Source organism: Rheinheimera maricola, assembly GCF_016918075.2.
In the GTDB taxonomy this organism is placed as follows: Bacteria; Pseudomonadota; Gammaproteobacteria; order Enterobacterales; family Alteromonadaceae; genus Alishewanella; species Alishewanella maricola_A.
The window spans coordinates 119,584-139,431 of the sequence record NZ_JAERPS020000001.1 but is presented as its reverse complement, the minus strand read 5'-3'; the positions used below and the strand labels follow the sequence as shown (position 1 = coordinate 139,431).

Annotated in this window: 14 protein-coding genes and 3 tRNA genes; 2 read left to right on the top strand and 15 right to left on the bottom strand. The window is 48.7% G+C overall.

Features of this window, described 5'->3' with window-relative positions; translation table 11 throughout:
• Positions 1–2 precede the first annotated feature (2 nt).
• The 12 genes from I4W93_RS00655 to I4W93_RS00600 form a co-directional block, all read right to left on the bottom strand.
• On the bottom strand, positions 3–242 hold the full coding sequence (locus tag I4W93_RS00655) for an OadG family protein (RefSeq protein ID WP_205313709.1): 240 nt from the start codon (positions 240–242) through the stop codon (positions 3–5).
• A gap of 271 nt (positions 243–513) precedes the next feature.
• Positions 514–1,059, bottom strand: a complete 546-nt coding sequence (locus I4W93_RS00650; protein ID WP_205313710.1) for a PqiC family protein — start codon at positions 1,057–1,059, stop codon at positions 514–516.
• Complete coding sequence (gene pqiB, locus I4W93_RS00645) at positions 1,056–2,723, bottom strand: intermembrane transport protein PqiB (protein WP_205313711.1); 1,668 nt, start codon at positions 2,721–2,723, stop codon at positions 1,056–1,058. Before pqiB ends, I4W93_RS00650 begins: the two co-directional genes overlap by 4 nt.
• On the bottom strand, positions 2,701–4,002 hold the full coding sequence (locus I4W93_RS00640; protein ID WP_205313712.1) for a PqiA/YebS family transporter subunit: 1,302 nt from the start codon (positions 4,000–4,002) through the stop codon (positions 2,701–2,703). The genes pqiB and I4W93_RS00640 overlap by 23 nt, the downstream gene beginning before the upstream one ends.
• A 573-nt stretch (positions 4,003–4,575) precedes the next feature.
• Positions 4,576–4,652 (bottom strand) — tRNA-Arg (locus I4W93_RS00635).
• A gap of 63 nt (positions 4,653–4,715) precedes the next feature.
• Positions 4,716–4,792, bottom strand: a tRNA-Arg gene (locus I4W93_RS00630).
• A gap of 11 nt (positions 4,793–4,803) precedes the next feature.
• Positions 4,804–4,893: transfer RNA gene (locus tag I4W93_RS00625), tRNA-Ser, on the bottom strand.
• Positions 4,894–5,057: 164 nt separating this feature from the next.
• A complete protein-coding gene (gene csrA / locus I4W93_RS00620; RefSeq protein ID WP_205312466.1) occupies positions 5,058–5,258 on the bottom strand; it encodes a carbon storage regulator CsrA in 201 nt (66 codons plus the stop codon).
• A 302-nt stretch (positions 5,259–5,560) separates the two neighbouring features.
• Positions 5,561–8,179 carry an alanine--tRNA ligase gene (gene alaS, locus I4W93_RS00615; protein WP_368735635.1) on the bottom strand — a complete coding sequence of 873 codons (2,619 nt, stop codon included), beginning with the start codon at positions 8,177–8,179 and terminating at the stop codon, positions 5,561–5,563.
• 30 nt (positions 8,180–8,209) lie between these two features.
• Positions 8,210–8,656 carry a regulatory protein RecX gene (locus tag I4W93_RS00610; protein WP_224673199.1) on the bottom strand — a complete coding sequence of 149 codons (447 nt, stop codon included), beginning with the start codon at positions 8,654–8,656 and terminating at the stop codon, positions 8,210–8,212.
• 2 nt (positions 8,657–8,658) lie between these two features.
• The gene (locus I4W93_RS00605) at positions 8,659–9,381 is read right to left on the bottom strand and encodes a DUF2189 domain-containing protein (protein WP_224673198.1); all 723 of its coding nucleotides are present in this window, start codon (positions 9,379–9,381) and stop codon (positions 8,659–8,661) included.
• A gap of 103 nt (positions 9,382–9,484) precedes the next feature.
• On the bottom strand, positions 9,485–11,581 hold the full coding sequence (locus I4W93_RS00600) for a S46 family peptidase (protein WP_205312468.1): 2,097 nt from the start codon (positions 11,579–11,581) through the stop codon (positions 9,485–9,487).
• A 189-nt stretch (positions 11,582–11,770) separates the two neighbouring features.
• On the opposite strand from I4W93_RS00600, the gene I4W93_RS00595 reads away from it, so the two are divergent.
• Positions 11,771–12,259: a TIGR00645 family protein gene (locus I4W93_RS00595; protein WP_205312469.1), complete on the top strand. Its 489-nt coding sequence runs from the start codon at positions 11,771–11,773 to the stop codon at positions 12,257–12,259.
• Between the two features lie 85 nt (positions 12,260–12,344).
• The gene (locus tag I4W93_RS00590; protein WP_224673196.1) at positions 12,345–15,893 is read left to right on the top strand and encodes a hybrid sensor histidine kinase/response regulator; all 3,549 of its coding nucleotides are present in this window, start codon (positions 12,345–12,347) and stop codon (positions 15,891–15,893) included.
• Between the two features lie 31 nt (positions 15,894–15,924).
• Here I4W93_RS00590 and I4W93_RS00585 read toward each other — a convergent pair whose 3' ends face one another.
• The 3 genes from I4W93_RS00585 to I4W93_RS20470 all read right to left on the bottom strand — a co-directional run bounded on the left by I4W93_RS00585 (position 15,925) and on the right by I4W93_RS20470 (position 19,824).
• Positions 15,925–16,071, bottom strand: coding sequence for a hypothetical protein (locus I4W93_RS00585; RefSeq protein WP_205312470.1), 147 nt, complete (start codon positions 16,069–16,071; stop codon positions 15,925–15,927).
• A 67-nt stretch (positions 16,072–16,138) separates the two neighbouring features.
• Positions 16,139–18,760: a methionine synthase gene (gene metH, locus I4W93_RS00580; protein ID WP_306660300.1), complete on the bottom strand. Its 2,622-nt coding sequence runs from the start codon at positions 18,758–18,760 to the stop codon at positions 16,139–16,141.
• Positions 18,760–19,824 (bottom strand): homocysteine S-methyltransferase family protein, encoded by a 1,065-nt coding sequence (locus I4W93_RS20470; RefSeq protein WP_306660301.1) that lies wholly within the window; start codon positions 19,822–19,824, stop codon positions 18,760–18,762. Before I4W93_RS20470 ends, metH begins: the two co-directional genes overlap by 1 nt.
• Positions 19,825–19,848 lie beyond the last annotated feature (24 nt).

Below are 19,848 nucleotides of genomic sequence, written 5' to 3'. Positions count from 1 at the left end.
TCTTATTGTTGTTGCCGATACTGATGTATGGCAGTTGAAATCGCGGCAATAACTGCCGGACTAACGCTGTTACTGCTGTTGTCGGCCATGCTTGGCTTATCAGCCGGTTTGACTGGAAAATAACGCTGCATTACCGCACTGATCAATTGCACGACAACCACAAGTAGTAAAAGAAAGGCAAACACCGCCACCATTCCGATAAACATCAAGCTGGCAGCTTCCAGCAATAACTCCGCGACCATAATGTGTTCTCCGTCAATTGCTATAACCTGGATGCGCAGCACAGGTATACTCAGAATAGTTTAAGCCTGCCGACAAAACCTGGTTTTATCAAGCCGACCCTGCATTATGCGCAGTTAAACCTGGCAGGCTAAATAAAACTCAGTGATAACTGCTATTTATGCTAACAATTTGCATAATGCAAACACATTACACGTAAAGACATTCAAATGTCTAGCCATCTGAAATAAGAAGTTATTACTCTTTATGTAATCAAAGCATAAGCAGCGGCTATTAAGCTGAGTTCCCGAGCTGCTGTGCGATTTGCTGCGCCAATTGCTCCCAACCCTGCCCCAGCGCCGTTACCATTGCGGGATAACCATCGTTGAGTAAAGGCAGCCGTAAGTCAAAACTGTGCACTATGGCTTGCGAACTTAAACTAAAACGACCACTGAGCACGGCATAGCCCTCTACTAAACCATGGAAGCGATCGAGCTGCACAGTAAGGCGCACACTATCTGCGGAGGGCTGTAACTGCGCAAAATAAGCTGGCGTATACAGCGGTATATATTTGCGTAGCTGGCGTTGCAGATGTTGATCCAACCCTTCGGCCCACAAATGTTGCCGAGCCATAACCAGTTCGACCGACGATACTTGCAACACCAAACCGCGGCCGTTCAGATAAGGCGCAACCTGAACTGGCTCGACAAACAAGCCTTTGGCTGCGGCTGATGGCGCTGTCATAACCGACTGGACTGGCGGAAGCTGATAAAAACTAACTGGCGGTTGACTGCTGCAGGCAGCGAGCAGCAATAATACCGCCATACTGAGATACTTCATTGCTTAGCCCTCTTTGGTTGTGGATCAGCAGCTATGTTTGCTTCAAATACCAGTGCATTACTTTGTTGGTTTAAGGTTTGCAGCACAGGTTGCAGCTCACGTAATACCTGATCAAGTGTCTGCAAGTTTCCATTCAAACTATCGTAAGCCGCCGAACCCGGACTCAACCCGGCCAGCATTTGCTGCAATTGCTGCAAGCTGAGCTGCAACTGTGCGGGTAATTGTTGCACTTGCGGGTTGCTGACTAACGCCTCCAGCTGAGTCACCATTTTAGTGGCGTTTTGTAACAAGGAATCTGCGCTTTGCATGGTCTGATCGCTTTGCTCTAACAATTGTTCTACCGGCAGATTATTAATTTTCTCCAGAGCCATCAGTACTTTTTGTTCAATATTGCTCAAACCACTGCGTGCCGTAGGCAACATTGGATAGCCTGCGCTCTGGCTTAATGCCAGTTGCTGCGCCTGTAATGCTTGCTGCTCTATATCGATGGTGTTGTCCTGATTAATATCTAAATCAATATACAAAGCACCTGTTAACAAATTGCCGGTTTTTAGTGCTGCATGCATACCGCGTTGTACGGCTATTTCCAACTCTTTGCGCAATTGCTGTAGGCTCAGGTTTTCATATAACCTGCCGGCCTCGACACGAATAAGTACCGGAATGCCCTGCTGCAAAGAAACTTCAAACGGTTTATCAATAGAGAAGAAAAAGGGCACACTGGCTACAGTACCTACTCGCACACCGCGGTACTCAACTGGCGCACCGGCTTTTAATCCCCTGACTGACTCATCAAAAAACAACAAATATTCAACAAACTCACTATACAAGCCCTCCTGCACGCTTTGTTTGTTAGGGAACAGCTGAAACTCTGTACCATCTCGTATCATTGCACCTGCCGGCCAGCCTTGCATCAAATCGAAGCTGACGCCGCCACTTAGCAGTGTTGTGGCTGAGCCAACGTCAACCTGTAGACCTTCTGCTGATAAATCCAGCGAAAAGCCGCTACTGAGCCAAAAACGTACATTCTCTGATACCAATACATCAAAGGGTTCACGGATATATAACTGATACTCAGTGCGCCTGCTGGCTAAATCAAACTCGCTGTACTCAACAGTACCAACATCATAACCGCGGTATAACACCGGGTCCCCCACCGCGAGGCCACCACTGTCGGCAGCAATTAACCTTACCCGGATCCCCGGAGCATCGGCTGGTGCTACCGGCGGAGTGTCGAGCAGCTTATGTTGTAATTGCTGCTGCTTAGATTCGCCAGGTTGCAGCTCAATGTAAACGCCGGATAACAACGTATTCAATCCGGTAATGCCTCCACGACCAACCTGCGGCTTTACCACCCAAAATTGAGAGTCTTTATTTAACAGCGGGGCAATAGACGGTTTCATCCGCGCTTTAATAATCACCTGCTTTAAATCGGTACTCAGCTCTACCGATACGACCTGGCCAACATCTACACTGCGGCTTTTAATCTGCGTTTTACCTGCAACTATGCCCTCAGCATCTGCCGTCAGCAAAGTAAGTAAGGCCCCCTGCTGTTGGTAATGGTTATAAAGCATCCAGATACCGATCAGTACTGCAGCTATCGGCACCACCCAGATAGGTGATAATTGTCTGATACGGCTTACCTTAGCGCTCTGTAGTTGCGTCAAAACCGACTCCCTTTTGCTGCGTCAACGGATCCCATAATAATCGAGGGTCAAAGCTCAGAGCCGCTAGCATGGTCAAAATAACCACGGCAGCGAAAACCAAAGCTCCGATACCAGGATACACACTCATAAGTAAGTCAAACCGTACTAATGCCGCCATAATAGCCACCACCAGCACATCGACCATCGACCATCGGCCAACCCAGTCTACCAAACGATAAATTTGCGTTGAATGACGCTGGCGCAATCCGACAGGTAGACGGGTCAAATAACATAACCAAAACAAAATCAGGATCTTTGCCACCGGTACAATAACACTGGCAATAAGAATAATTATCGCAACCGGGTAAGCCCCATCTTGCCACATAAGCACTAAACCACTGATGATGGTAGAGTCGATAACCTCACCAAAAGATACTGTTCGCATAATAGGCAATAAGTTAGCGGGAATATATAGCAAGGTGGCTGCCACTAACAATGCGAGCGTATTCTGAATACTCGCACGCTGGCGCAGCCTAACTTTAGTATGGCAACGACTACAGTGCGTTTGTGTTACGGGCACCAATGCGGTGCACACTTTACACAATTTCAAATTTTGCGCCAGACCGGTTTTTCCGGCATGCGCAGCCACTTGTGGCGTAGGACAAGCGGCTATTTTTGACCACAATTCATGGCGGTCGATTACCTGAAATGCTCTTAAGTGCAACAAACAAAACAAACAAAACGCCCAGAAGCTCGGGCCAAGCGAGATGTCGGCATCTGCCACCAATTTTACAAAGCTAATAATCAACCCCATCAGGAAAATATCTACCATGCTCCAGGGTTTGAGCATATATAGCACACGCGCTACCCAAGTGCGGGCCGGCAGGGCATAGAGCATGCCCAGCTTTATATAGATAATCGCCAGCATACACGCTGCTGGTACCGCCTGAATAAACAACCAAATTAATATAGCCAGCGACTGATGATGCTCAGTAAACAATACGGAAGAGGTATCAAAAAAATTAATTTCATTGCTGTTGCCTGCGGCAAACATGCTGACGAAAGGAAACAAGTTAGCCAGCAATAGCATGAATAACGCCGAGGCCGCAAATAGCATCGGTCTCATTACGGATTCAGGATGACAAGCATCCAGATGATGGCCACAGCGTGAGCAACTGCCCTCTTCACCTGGGCTAAGCGCAGGTAACAGTTGCACCAGATCACAATGAGGGCATAGCACCAGTTCCGAGGTGACCGGAATGTCAAAACTGATAGTGGAAACGGCGATGGTTGATGTCACGTTTCAAGCTTACCCGTGTTTACGCAATCAGCGAGTTTTACCAAAGCATAGCTGAACTGTGCCTGAGCAAAACAACTGCAGTTAGGTGACAATTTATAGCACAATCACAGTAAGTTAGCGATAACAGCACCCAGGTTAAACCGCAAAACCTAGGCATAAAAAAACCCGCTAAGGCGTTAGCCGTAGCGGGTTCTTCGTATATGGTGGACGCAGGAGGATTGCAGGCGGCTATCCTGCCGCCTGCCCTTCGGGTCAGCTGAAGCTGGGCCAATTTGCTCCTGGCAAATTGGTCGAACCTGCGGAGCTTCTCACCCGCCTGCGTCAGTTTGCATTAGAACAAAATTAAAAAACCCGCTAAGGCGTTAGCCGTAGCGGGTTCTTCGTATATGGTGGACGCAGGAGGATTGCAGGCGGCTATCCTACCGCCTGCCCTTCGGGTCAGCTGAAGCTGCGCCAATTTGCTCCTGGCAAATTGGTCGAACCTGCGGAGCTTCTCACCCGCCTGCGTCAGTTTGCATTAGAACAAAATTAAAAAACCCGCTAAGGCGTTAACCGTAGCGGGTTCTTCGTATATGGTGGACGCAGGAGGATTCGAACCTCCGACCGCTCGGTTCGTAGCCGAGTACTCTATCCAGCTGAGCTATGCGTCCAGGGTGTTGCAAATTGTAGCACAGTTTATTTAATGCACAGTGCAAGGTGCAGCCCAATTCAGATGGTGGACGCAGGAGGATTCGAACCTCCGACCGCTCGGTTCGTAGCCGAGTACTCTATCCAGCTGAGCTATGCGTCCGTCTGAAAAAATGGCGGAGAAAGAGGGATTCGAACCCTCGATAGAGTTTCCCCTATACACCCTTAGCAGGGGTGCGCCTTCAGCCACTCGGCCATTTCTCCGCTCTGTGTTGCGGCGTGTATATTAATGTCTCAGGAAAATAAGTCAAACAATTTTTGGAACCGAAAAGTGCGTTTGCTGACCTTTTAAGCAATTCAGCGTGATTAAGTCATAAAACGTACAAAATCAGCAGAATTCATCAACACACTACAGAGATGTACCGAAATTAGTCGTCTTCACCATAGGCGGCATCTGACGAACCTTTTTCAGCCTGTATACGCATATAAATCTCTTCACGATGCACAGAGACTTCTTTGGGTGCATTAACACCAATACGCACCTGATTACCTTTTACGCCCAATACGGTCACTGTAACTTCATCACCGATCATCAGTGTCTCACCAACACGACGAGTAAGAATTAGCATTCGTTTGCTCCTTGTTCCTTTAATCCAGCGCGACTCACACCGGGGTATACACTTAAGCGCCGTATCATAACTCAGCTGCCTGACTGATTAAAAGTCAGGCCACTAAATTAATGACACCTAAATTCGGCAGTTTTGCCATTTAATTGCCGTATTGTAACAATCTGCCGTCTTGCTATAGCGAATAATAGACAAACAGAAGCGAGATCGCGGCCAGTTGCTGTTTTTATGATTTGCCACGCATTGTGGCTCTACAACCGATAACTTAAGGCAATTACGCGCTAAACCAAGCTTCTGCAAGCAGTTTAGCTTAGTTTTTCTGCAATGTAGTTTTTTGCTTCATTTAGTACTCCAGGCAAGCTGGCGACATCTGAGCCTCCCGCTTGAGCCATATCCGGCCTGCCACCGCCTTTCCCACCCAACTGCCCTGCCGCCCAGCCTATCAGTTGGCCAGCATGCACTTTAGCTGTTAAATCAGCAGTTACACCCGCAATAAGGCTGATTTTGTCATCATTTACCGTGGCTAGTAGAATAACGCCGCTGTTGAGTTTATTTTTCAGTTCATCCAGCATGGTACGCAGCGCCTTAGGATCAGTTGCTGGTAGCTGGCTTACTAACACTGTAGCGCCATCCATCTGCTGTGCCTGATCTAACAATGAAGCACCGGCCTGGCTGGCCAACTTGGCTTTTAACTGCTCAATTTCTTTTTCCAGTTGTTTGCTGCGATCCAGAGCTTGCTGCACTCGCTCACTAATACTGAACATATCGCCTTTTAGTGCACTAGCAACACTTTGCGCCTGCTGCTCCAACTGCTGAACGTAGTTAAGCGCCCCAGCACCGCTGACAGCTTCAATACGGCGCACGCCTGACGCGATACCGCTTTCTGACACTATCTTACACAGGCCAATATCTCCAGTGCGGTTAACGTGCGTCCCACCACACAGTTCAATAGAGAAATCGCCCATGCTCAGAACGCGCACTTCGTCATCGTATTTTTCGCCAAACAAGGCCATAGCGCCGGCAGCTTTAGCTTGTTCAACTGGCATTAAGCGGGTTTGCAGTGCATGATTTTGCTGAATTTGTTCATTGACTAATTGTTCAATAGTCCGCAGCTCGTCTGCTTTAACTGCTTCAAAATGACTAAAGTCAAATCGCAGCCGCTCCGGGCCAACCAAGGAGCCCTTTTGTGTCACATGTTCACCCAGCACTTTACGCAGCGCTGCGTGCAGTAAGTGCGTAGCAGAATGATTTTGCTTAATTGCACTGCGACGGGCACTGTCTATTTGTGCGTCTACCTTATCGCCTACGGTTAATGCACCACTAACCCGGCCTTTGTGAGCATAAGCTTTGGCCAACTTAATGGTATCTTCTACCTTAAACACCGCACCGCTGTTTAGTGTCAAGCTGCCACTGTCGCCTATTTGACCGCCGGACTCGGCATAAAACGGGGTGTTGTCCAGCACAACCAACCCCTGGTCGCCATCATTCAGGCTATTTACTGCCTGGCCGTCACGTAGTATTTCTAAAACTTGCGCATTACCAAATTCTTGCTCGTAGCCGGTAAAAACCGTGTGCTGGTTTGATGTTAAACTTGCGTTATAATCGGCGCCGAAGTTAGACGCCTGCTGCGCACGTTTGCGCTGCTCTGCCATAGCGGCATCAAAACCGGCTTGGTCGATGGTCAGGTTGCGTTCCCGCGCTACATCGTTGGTTAAGTCAACCGGAAAGCCGTAGGTGTCGTACAGTTTGAATACCAGCTCGCCCGGTAGCTCGGTACCGCTTAAGCCAGCCAGCGCATCTTCCAGTATTACCAGGCCACGCTCCAGCGTTTTACCAAACTGTTCTTCTTCCAGTTTAAGTACCTTTTCTACCACGGCTTGTTTTGCAGCCAAATCAGGATAAGCCTCCCCCATTTGAGCCACTAAAGCTGATACCAGCTTGTAGAAAAACGCGCCTTTGGCACCCAATTTATTACCATGGCGCACGGCGCGGCGTACTATGCGGCGCAGCACATAACCGCGGCCTTCGTTAGATGGCTGAACGCCATCAACAACGAGAAAGGCACAACTACGGATATGGTCAGCAACAACGCGCAGCGATTTGTCGGCTAAATCGGTGGCACCGGTGATTTCTGCAGCCGCTTTGATCAGCGCAACAAAGGTATCAATTTCGTAATTGCTGTGCACATGTTGCAAAATAGCCGCGATGCGCTCTAAGCCCATACCGGTATCTACGCTGGGTTTAGGCAGTGGCTCCATCCGGCCATCACTGTGGCGGTTAAACTGCATAAACACGATGTTCCAGATCTCAATGTAACGGTCGCCGTCTTCTTCGGCTGAACCCGGTGGCCCGCCCCAGATATGCTCGCCGTGATCATAAAAAATCTCGGTACATGGACCGCAAGGACCGGTATCACCCATAGCCCAGAAGTTATCCGACGCATAAGCCGCACCTTTATTGTCGCCGATACGGATAATTCGCTCGGCCGGCACGCCAACATCGTTTAACCAAATGTTGTAGGCTTCATCGTCGGTTTCGTACACTGTTACCCATAACTTTTCTTTGGGCAGCTTAACCACGACGGTTAAAAATTCCCACGCATAAGCGATGGCATCATGCTTAAAATAATCACCAAAACTAAAGTTACCCAACATCTCAAAAAAGGTGTGATGGCGGGCGGTGTAGCCAACATTTTCCAGGTCGTTATGTTTACCACCGGCGCGCACACAACGTTGAGCTGATACCGCCCGGTTGTAGCTGCGCGGATCCTGGCCAAGAAATACATCTTTAAACTGCACCATACCGGCATTAGTAAATAACAAGGTGGCATCGTTGCCCGGGATCAGCGAGCTGCTGGCCACGACCTGGTGCTGTTTGCTGGCAAAATAATCTAAAAAGGCGTGCCTGATACCGGCCGATGTCATAGTCATGGAAAAATCCTGTCCGCTTGAGTATTACTCTGTTTGATTAAGGGCAAATTGAATTTGTTCGTTACTAAAGCCACGGCGTTGCATATACGCCATGCGTTTTAGCTTGTCTTTGTATTCTGTTACGCTGCTTTGGCCGTATTTTTTCTGATACAACTGCTTTGCCTGGGCAAACCAGTCAATCTCCAGCTCTGTTGCACACTGTAGCACTTGTTCGCGGCTGATATTCTGCTGGCGGCATTCCTGCACAATGTACGTTAAACCATAACCTTTATTTACACGGCTACGCAGCAACATACTGATGAAACGCTGTTCATCCAGATAGTTCTCAGCCTTACACCAGCTGATAACCTGAGCAATAGCCGCCGCTTCACCGCCTTGCCGGGCCAGACGCTGGCTCAGTTGTGCTTCACTATAGTCACGCCGACTAAGCCAGTTAAGTGCCATGCGCTTTAATTCAGCTAGCTCTACCAAGGCTATACTTCCAACACTGCTTCATCAGTGGGTTTAACCTGTAGTGCAAAAAACTCGTTAAAAGAGATAAAAAACGCAATATTTAGCAGCGGTACTACCAATATTAAGCCAATAAAGAACGTTGGCATGGTAAGCATAATCAACAGCAGACTCAAGAGGCCAAATACCACTAGTGGCGTTATATTACGCCAGCAAGCGATAAAGCTAGCCTGCATAATAGCCAGCAGGCGCTGCTCTTGCAAAAAGTAGGCTATCGCAACGGCGTAAGCGAATATCATCCATACCAGTACAAAACCAGCGACAAACAATAACACTAAAGACAACTCAACGGCTTGTTGCTGTTGCTGCTCTAGTAGCAGCTGCGCCAGACTGCTTAACGGTATCGATGCCAACATATTTAGCGCTGCGATGCGAATAAAAACTGCCCGACAAGCTGGTTCTTTTAGTACAGCAAACAAATCTGTATAACGGATGGTCCGTTTTTGCTGCACTGCCACCACACTTTTATATAGCCCGGCGGTGAGAAAAGGATTTAACAAAATGCCAATAACAGCCGTAAATGGGTGAACCTGACTGATTACGGCAATGGCACCCAGGGTAACGAAGAGTTGGATCCAGATTGCTGGCTGTTGCCGAAAAACAGCCCAGCTCTGCTTTAGCCAGTTGAGTGATGCCAAGGCAGGAGCACGACGTATAATAAGTTTGACCTTAAACTGCTTATCCACAAAAACCCCACAAAACAAATAGCATCTCAGCTGCTATTAAACCGGACACCATGATACTGCAAATTAGCGCAAATTAAGAGGGGGGGATGCGGTGTAATCGGTGTTAACGCTGAATGTCCAGCTCGCGCAACAGCAATGTATTTTGCTGATCCTGCTGCAGTTGCCACAATATGTAGCGGATATCCATATGCACTGAACGGCTGCTATGGCGATCGTAATGCCACTGTGCCAGCTGATTTTCTGCCACACCAGAAAACATTAACCCTACCAGCTCACCCTGCTTATTTAACGTTACTGCACTGTTATCTGGCCAGGTGCTGTCATTGGTGCTAAGAAAATTCACCGGCAACGATGCTGTGGTATCATCAGTGTCAATATTGCGTTTTAATAGGTTATTCAGCCCCTTAACGGTACTAAAAGGCTGATACCAAACCGCATCCAGTGGCTGATAGCCTTTTACCCGACCAAAACTTAGCCGCAGTGTAGCGTTGCTATCAGCGTAGCTGGGCAACCCCTGAGCATCATTAAAAGCAATTATAACCTCGTCGTAAGCCCGTCTTATGTCGGCCAGCTCGGCTTTCATTTGTTGACGTTCCATAGCCAAGCCTTCAGATGCTGGGTACATAGCAACGGCAAAGTTAATCAGACTGTCGCGGCTATGTTCAAATTGTGCCGGACTACGCTGTAGCCATTGCAGCAATTGTGCAGGGTCATTTAACAGCGTGCTGCGATACATGGCCTCAAGTTTATGTCGAACGATATCGACATTAAAACCGTCATTCAAGGCGAAGTAATGGTCCAACGCACTGATGCGTGCGGCCTGCGGCAAGCTCGCATAATGTCGCAAAAAATGTAGCGCAAAGCCTTGATCCAACCTAACATCAAACTGTTGTGGCAAGCTAAGGATCTGTTGCCTAAGCGTCGCCATTTCAGCATCCAATGCTGCCGCACTTACATTGCCTGCAGCACGTTTTTTAGCCAATTTATACAGCTGCTGTGCCAGTATGGGTAGCTTGGTGTAGTTTAGATAAACCAGCACTAAGTCGCGTTGCAACACCACGTGCTGACGGGTATTAAGCCGCTGCAGCTTGTCTAATACCGGACCATACACTTGTTGCCGGACTGGGCTGCCGTTAATCCATTGCATAAGCTGCTGCTCAAAAGCCGATTTATTTATTGGCAACTGGCTATGTTGATAGCGAAGTAGCATATTTTGCTCATTGTGACTGGCATGCTGTAACCGCCGACTCAGCTGCTGGTAATATTGGGCTGCGCCACTGTCGGAATCGCTAAGTTTTTCGATAAGCTCAATTGCCTGTTGTCGGTACAACACGGATTGTGGATAGTAAAGACCAAATAGGAACTGCAGTTCCTCCGCGCGGCTATAGCGCTGACTTCGGCGCGGAAAAGCCACAGCCACAACCGCATCGCCCTCGTTTACTCCAGCACCAGACAACGGCAAATAAGCTGGAGGTCGAAATACACTTACAACAGCATCTTGCTGGTCAGCGCTGTGGACTGGTGCTGCTTGATATGCCCTCAACACCACATAATCTGCCTGGTAGCGTGGCCAGCTCCAGTTGTCTAAGGCCTCCTTGTTAGCTACCGCTGGCAGATGCACCAAACGCACGTCTGTTAGCAACATCGAGGTGATCAGTTGGTATTCCAAACCATCAAAGCTACTGCTTACCTCACATTGTTGTTGCGATATCTGCTGGCACTCTCGCTCCAAAGCCAAACTAATTTGGCTAATCTTTTCCGCTTTGTCAGCGCTACTTAGGCCGCTGGGTATTTGTCGGTTAATCTGAACCGTAACATTTTGGGTGTTGGTTATCAGCGAGGTGTGCAGATTCGCTAACGGGAGTTCTGCTTCGCGCTGCAAAGCAGTGTAACCGTTGGCTAGCGTCAGCCCCCTCTGCCCGGCGGCGGCAGTAACACTTTGGGCAATACATGAATAGTTAGTCAGCAGCAGTCCAGTGTCCGATACAAAGGCAGCGCTGCAGTTACCCAACTTGACAATGGCTTTCAGGCTATGGTTTTGCAGCGCGTTGATATCAAAACTCGCTAAGCTTAGCTTTTCCTGTGCCAGCACCGGAGCCAGTTGGCTTAATTGCTGCGGCTGCCACCACCCCTCTACGGCAAATACCGGCGGGTTTATTAGCAAGGTCAGCAACGGCAGAAAATAGTACAATTTTCTCATAAAGGGACATTCATTGAATAAATCGCTCGAACGCTATCATAGCCAGCAGCAAACTGAGCAACAGTTGCGGTAAAGCGCACAAATATGCGGTAACTGTAGCTCTGAAGCAGAATTAAATTACATCATGCAGGCTTGATCTATTGCCTTATCACCGCATAATACGGGGCAACTTTACTGAGTGGACTAGGTATGGAAAATTTTATCGAACGACTAATGTATGCTTCGCGCTGGATTATGGCCCCCATTTATCTTGGCCTAAGTTTAGCCTTACTGGCTCTGGGTATTAAGTTTTTTCAGGAAGTGTTTCACATTCTGCCCATCATACTCAGCATCAAAGAAGTTGAGCTTATTTTAGTAGTGCTGTCATTAATCGATATCGCTCTGGTAGGTGGTTTAATTGTTATGGTGATGTTCTCCGGTTATGAGAACTTTGTCTCACGACTAGATTTAGAGGGCAACGACGACAAGCTAAGCTGGCTGGGTAAACTGGATTCAGGTTCGCTGAAAAATAAAGTGGCAGCGTCTATAGTTGCTATATCCTCCATCCATTTGTTAAAAGTGTTTATGAATACAGAAACCATCGCCAACGACAAAATTCAGTGGTATCTGTTGATCCATATCACCTTTGTGCTGTCAGCCTTTGCTATGGGGTATCTGGACAAAGTGCTTAGAAAGTAAGCACTAATATAGTAATGTGTTAAGGCAATAGCGGCCTTCCCGCTACCAAAGTTCAGCGTCAGCCATGCGAACAGGAGGTTGTGCAGTGATACGACAAACGATGCTCACGGTAGTTTGCTGTGTTTGCTTGCTCGCATCGCTTAGTCCCTTGGCAGCTGAACAATCATCTGGTACGCCACTACTTAGTAATTTCAAGCCAAAAGATTATAACGGCGGCACCCAAAATTGGGCCGTACTGCAAGATACCCGTGGGTTATTATATGTTGGCAATAACGTTGGTGTGCTGGAATATGACGGCGCCAACTGGCGTATGATCCCTACCAGCAACAAAGCCGTAGTGCGCTCACTAGCCTTAGCGGCAGATGGCCGCATTTATGTCGGCTCCAAAGGTGAGCTGGGCTATGTTGATACGTCCGCCGCTAGCGGCAGCCAATACGTGTCCTTACTGCATTTAATCCCACCGCACCAACGTAACTTTCAGGATGTGCGACAAACCTTTGCCAGTGCTGAGGGCGTGTATTTTATCAGCCGGGATTACATCTTCTTATTGCAGCAAGATCAGCAACTCAGAGTTTGGACCACCAACAGTGCTTTTCTAAAAGCATTCTGGTTACACGACAGGCTGATCGTGCGCGAAGAAGGTCGTGGATTGCTAGAGCTGATTGATGGAGAATTCAAGCTATTGCCGGGTTCAGAGCTATTCGCCCAAACCAGTGTTTTTATGCTAGAACCCTATGACCAAAACACCTTGCTGCTAGGTAGCCGCGAAGGCGAACTGTTTTTACTGGATAGTACTGGTGCTAAGCCTTGGCAAACCGACATTGCGCAAGAACTTATCGATGCCAAGCTGTATAGCGGCATCCGCTTGAGTAATGGTGACTATGCTTTAGGCACAACTCAGAATGGTTTATACATAGTCAATGCCGAAGGCCAGCTAAAAAGTCACATCAACAAAGCGTTTGGCCTGGTTGATCAGAATATTCGTGCGCTGTATCAAGATCACCAGCAAGGTTTATGGCTAGCGCTGGATCATGGCTTAAGCCGTATCGATCTGTCTTCGGCCTTGTCTTACTACAATGATGCCAATGGCTTGTTTGGTAATGTGCTGGCGTTATATCAACATCAGAACCAACTTTATGCCGGCACCAGCCTGGGTTTGTACCAGCGTAACAAATTGAACCGCTTTGAAGCTGTAGAGCAGGTGCAAAAACAAACCTGGGATTTTATCAGCTATGCTGATCAGCTGCTTATTGCCAATAGCAGCGGCGTCTACGCTTTGCAAAATCAGCAAGTACAGCTATTACGCCCCTCTGAATTAGCCAGCAAAGTGCTGTATCAGTCAGTGCAACAGCCGCAACGTGTTTTCATTGGTTTGCAAGATGGCCTGGCGAGTATGCGCTTCGATAACGGTGTTTGGCATGACGAAGGTCGTGTACCAGGCGTTAGCGGCAACCTCAATAGTATATTGGAAACCGCAGATGGTCATTTATGGTTGGGTACCCTGGCGCACGGTGTTTACCGCATTAGGTTACCGGATAACTGGCAGGGTGGAAACTCCGTGCCGCTTACCGTACAACGGTTTAGTAAAATGCAAGGATTGCCAAGCGATAACCGCAATTCGGTACATTGGCATCAGCAACAGCTGCTGTTTGCTACCGTCAGCGGCTTTTATCGTTTTGATATGACTAGTGAACGCTTTCAACAAGATAGTGCACTGGCTGCAGCATTCAGTGGCAGCCAGCCGTGGGTGCGATACCCACAAACGGATAAAAACAATAACCTTTGGCTGTTAACCTGGGATAACGACAGTGGCAGCCGGCAAGCAGGTGTGTTGTTAACCGACGATGCCGGCCAGTACCATTGGCATGCGTCTGCATTACAGCCCTTGCAAGACATTCCATTAGATACCACGCTTTTAGATAGGCAAAATGTAATCTGGTTTGGCGGCGCAGAGGGCATTTTCCGCTTCGCCATCACCGAGCATCGCTCCTTGGCGCCAAGACCCCCCTTAGTGCGCCAGCTACGTGAGCTTAGCGGCGAGACGTTTTATCATGGTGGCGCGCTACCTACGAGGCTTAAACTTGACGCCCAAAGCACTGCCTTGCGCTTTGAGTACGCTAGCCCAAACTTCAGCCACTTATTATCAGCACAGTTTCAGGTAAAGCTGCAAGGGCACGATAGCAACTGGTCTGGCTGGAGTAACGAACAGTATCGCGATTACACCAACCTACCAAGCGGCGATTATCAATTTATTGTGCGCAGCCGTGACCACGAAGGCAAGCTGCAACTCTCCAGCCCATTAAATATTCATATTGCCAGTCCATGGTACAACGGCATGCTGGCTTGGACACTGTATAGCTTACTGATAATTATGCTATTTTTTCTGCTACTAAAATGGCGCACCCACAGCTTACTAACTGAAAAACAACACCTTACCAGTTTAATTGCACAACACACTGCACATTTACAACAGACAATGTCGCAGCTACAACATGCCAAGCAAACGGCGGAGGCGGCAACAATTGCCAAAGGCGAGTTTCTGGCCAATATGAGCCATGAACTACGCACACCACTTAACGCTGTGCTCGGCTTCTCAGAACTGGCACAGCACACGACTGACATACAGCTCCAGCAAAGCTATCTGAGTAAGATAAGAGCATCAGGAAAAATTTTACTAAGCATTATCAATGACATATTAGACTTTTCTAAGATTGAAGCCGGCAAGCTAGACTTGGAGCAAGCCAGTTTTCATCTCAAAACAACCGTGACGGAAGTCACAGAAATGTTCAGTATCCAGCTGCAGCAAAAGCATCTTGATTTTTCGCTGCAGCTTGACTCAACCTTACCAGATTATGTCAGCGGAGACGCCCTACGTCTGAGCCAAATCTTAATTAACCTGCTAAGTAATGCTATCAAATTTACCGATACAGGAAGTATCACTCTGACGATTGGCAACCAGGATCCCGCCCAGCCATATCAGCTTGATTTTGCCGTGAAGGACACAGGTATTGGCATTAGTGCAAGCCAACAAGCACAACTGTTTACCGCCTTTAGCCAGGCGGACAGCTCTATCAGCCGAAAATATGGTGGCACCGGCCTGGGACTGGCAATCTGCCAGCGACTGGTAGCGCTGATGGGCGGTAAATTGCAAGTTAGCAGTGAGAAAGGTGTAGGTAGCACTTTTAGTTTTAGCATCACATTTCAACCAGCACAGCTCGATGACACCGAGCCTGGCGAGAAGCCAGAAATAGCTAAAGTCAGCGCAGCCGGTCATAGTATCTTGCTGGTTGAAGATAACTATTTTAATCAGGCACTGGCGAGAATTATTCTGCAGAAACTGGGTTATCAGGTGATCACCGCCAATAATGGTGAGCAGGCATTGCAGTTGGCAAATCAGCATTATATTTCGTTAATATTAATGGATATAGAAATGCCGGGCATCAATGGTTATGAAACAGCACGGCAGTTGCGACAAATTAGCAATCTGGCACAGACGCCAATTATCGCTATGACAGCACACCATTCAGACGACATTCTGCAAAGCTGCCAGCAAGCGGGTATGAATGCCATGCTTACCAAGCCGATAGACGCTGCTAGCCTGGCTAAATTGTTAACAACATGGCTAGCGCTATAATTCCGGCAAGAAGAGCTTGGGCAGTTAACGCTTAATTAAGCTGTTGCAAATATTTCAGCTGCAGTTGTTCATACCAATTATCCAGCAGCACACTCAATAAAGCACGGTCAAATTGACGCTGTAGCACCGGGTCACGAAATGCCGCTCGATACAGTGTTGAGCTAATAATTCCATGCACATTAACAGCCTGCTGTCGCGATGAGCTCAGCTGGTTGTAGCTAAAAATATTTCGGTCTGACAATCATTTATCGTAAATTCGGCGCCAGCCAGCTTTGTGCTACATCTGTGCTCCAGCCTTTCTTCGCCGCATAGTCATTTAGCTGATCATCGTCAATTTTACTCACGGCAAAATATTTGCTGTCAGGATGGCCAAAGTACCAACCGCTAACGGCAGCGCCTGGCCACATGGCGTAGCTTTCGGTAAGCACTATACCGGTATTGGCTTCGACATCCAGCAGCTGCCACAAGGTGCCTTTTTCGGTGTGCTCCGGGCAGGCCGGATAGCCAGGCGCCGGGCGAATACCCTGGTACAGCTCACGAATAAGCTGCTCGTTGTCAAGTAGCTCATCGGCTGCATAACCCCAGTATTCACGCCGCACTTTTAAGTGCAGGTACTCCGCCAACGCTTCGGCTAAACGGTCGGCCAGCGCCTTTACCATAATGCTGTTGTAATCATCATGCTCGGCAGCAAACCTGGCGGCAAACTCATCGGCACCAAAACCGGTACTTACGGCAAAGCCGCCGATATAATCTTTTACGCCGCTGCCAACCGGGGCGATAAAATCGGCCAGGCTGCAATTGGGCGCATTGTTACGCAGCTGCAACTGTTGGCGCAGGTTATACAAGCGGGCTTTTTCAGTGGTGCGGCTCTCGTCGGTGTACACCACAATATCTTCACCGTCGCTATTCGCTGGGAACAAACCAAACACCGCCTTACCTTTAACATGACCGTCGTTAATCATGCTATCGAGAATGGCATTGGCGTCTTTAAACACCCGGCGCGCCTCCATGCCAACTTCAGCATGGTTTAAAATGGCCGGGTATTTGCCGGATAACTGCCAGGTTAAGAAAAACGGTGTCCAGTCGATGTAATCACGCAGCAGGTTTAAATCCACATCCTGCCATAAGTGCACGCCGGGCTGTTTCGGTGCCGGTGCTACTTTGCTTAAATCGAGCTGAAATTTATTCGCTTTCGCCTCAGCGAAACTCAGCAACTTTTCACCGGGCCGGCTACGGGCATGTTGCTCGCGCGCCACCACATATTCGTTTTTAATCCGGCTTAAATAATCGGCTTTGCTGTCAGGAGTAATAAGCGATTGCACCACCGACACACTACGCGACGCATTGGGTACATACACCACACCATTGGCGTAATTAGGCTCAATTTTAACTGCAGTATGGGCTTTAGAGGTGGTAGCACCGCCAATGAGCAGCGGCTGGGTAAAGCCCAAACGCGTCATCTCTTTGGCAACATGGACCATTTCATCCAAAGAAGGCGTGATAAGGCCAGATAAACCAATCACATCGACATCGCGCTCCTTCGCTACCCGCAAAAGCTCGGCGCAAGGCACCATTACACCCAGGTCAATCACTTCAAAGTTATTGCACTGCAACACCACGCCGACAATGTTTTTGCCGATATCATGCACATCGCCTTTTACTGTGGCTAACAGCACCTTACCCTGCGCACGGCCGCCTTCTTTTTCCAGCTCAATATAAGGCTGCAAATAGGCCACGGCTTTTTTCATTACCCGGGCCGATTTCACCACTTGTGGCAAAAACATTTTACCTTCACCGAATAGATCGCCCACTACGTTCATGCCGTCCATCAGCGGCCCTTCAATCACGTGCAGCGGTTTTTCCGCTTGTTGCCGGGCTTCTTCAGTGTCGATATCAATAAAGTCGGTAATGCCCTTAACCAGCGCATGCTCCAGCCGCTTATTCACCGGCAGGCTGCGCCAGGCATCGTCAATCTTTTCTGCCACACTGCCATCGCCTTTAAACTGGGCAGCAATTTCCAGTAAACGCTCGGTGGCATCGTCCCGCCGGTTGAGGATCACATCCTCTACCCGCTCTTTTAAAAGCTCAGGGATATCGTCGTACACGGTAAGCTGACCGGCATTAACAATGCCCATATCCATACCGGCAGCAACCGCATGGTATAAAAATACCGAGTGAATAGCTTCACGCACCGCATCATTACCGCGGAACGAGAACGACACATTAGACACACCGCCGGAAATTTTCGCATGCGGGCACAAACGCTTGATCTCGCGGGTGGCTTCAATAAAGTCGACGGCGTAGTTGTTATGCTCTTCAATGCCGGTGGCGACGGCAAAGATATTCGGGTCAAAAATAATGTCTTCTGGCGGAAAGCCAATTTGTTCGGTAAGTAACTTATAAGCCCGCTGGCAAATCTCAACCTTGCGCGCCTTGGTATCAGCCTGGCCTTTTTCGTCAAACGCCATTACCACCACGGCCGCACCATAGCGGCGTAATAACCTTGCCTGGTGTAAAAACGGCGCTTCGCCCTCTTTTAGCGAAATAGAGTTAACCACCGCCTTGCCCTGAATGCACTTTAGCGCGGCTTCTATTACCTCCCACTTCGACGAGTCGACCATAATAGGCACGCGCGAAATATCCGGCTCAGACGCTAATAACTGCAGGTAACGCACCATGGCGGCTTTGCTGTCGAGCATCGCCTCATCCATGTTGATATCGATAATTTGCGCGCCGTTTTCCACTTGCTGGCGCGCCACATCGAGCGCCGCTTCAAAATCACCGTTTAAAATCAGCTTTTTAAACTTTGCCGAGCCGGTAACGTTTGTCCGCTCGCCAACGTTGATAAATCGGGCCTGTTGTCGCATTACCACTCCAGAGAAAAGGCTTCAAGGCCAGCTAAATTGAAACTATGGTTAGGCGCTTTCGGTTGACGTGCCGGGGCATCTTTTACCGCATCAGCAATGGCTTTTATATGCTCAGGTGTGGTGCCGCAGCAGCCACCGACAATATTTAAAAAGCCCTGTTTGGCCCAATCGGCAATTTCTGCCGCCATCTCCACCGCGCCCAGGTCATATTCGCCAAACTCGTTTGGCAAACCGGCGTTGGGGTGTACCGACACATAAGCTTCTGATACGCCCGACAGCGTTTCGACATAAGGCCGCAATAAATCCGGGCCCAGCGCACAGTTAAGGCCAAAACAGACCGGCTCAACATGGGCCAGGCTATGATAAAACGCTTCGGTGGTCTGGCCCGACAAGGTACGGCCAGAGGCATCGGTAATAGTGCCTGAAATCATCACCGGTAGTTTAAAACCGACTTCATCAAACACTTTAAGTACGGCAAATGCCGCCGCCTTGGCATTTAGCGTATCAAAGATGGTTTCCAGCATAATAATGTCGGCTCCGCCTGCGATTAAGGCGTGGGTCGACTCAGTGTACGCGTCGACCAACTCATCAAAACTGACATTGCGAAAGCCAGGATCGTTTACATCCGGCGATATCGATGCGGTGCGGTTAGTGGGCCCGAGCACGCCGGCAACAAAGCGCGGTTTATTCGGCTCAAGCGCAGTTATTTCATCGCAGACTTTACGCGCCAGCGCGGCAGACTCACGGTTAATCCGTGCCGACAAGCCTTGCATTTGGTAATCGGCCATAGCGATAGTCGTCGCGTTAAAGCTATTGGTTTCAACAATATCGGCGCCAGCCAGCAGGTACTGGCGGTGAATATCAGCAATTAAATCTGGCTGGGTCAGTACCAGTAAATCGTTATTGCCCTTTACATCGCTGGGCCAGTTAGCAAATTCGCTGCCGCGATAATCAGCTTCTTCTAAACAATGCTGCTGGATCATGGTGCCCATGGCGCCATCGAGAATAAAAATACGCTGGGAAAGTAACTGACGAAAATGCTCAGGCGTTAGTCTTGCTGTCATAAAATGCTCATTGTTATTTGCCAT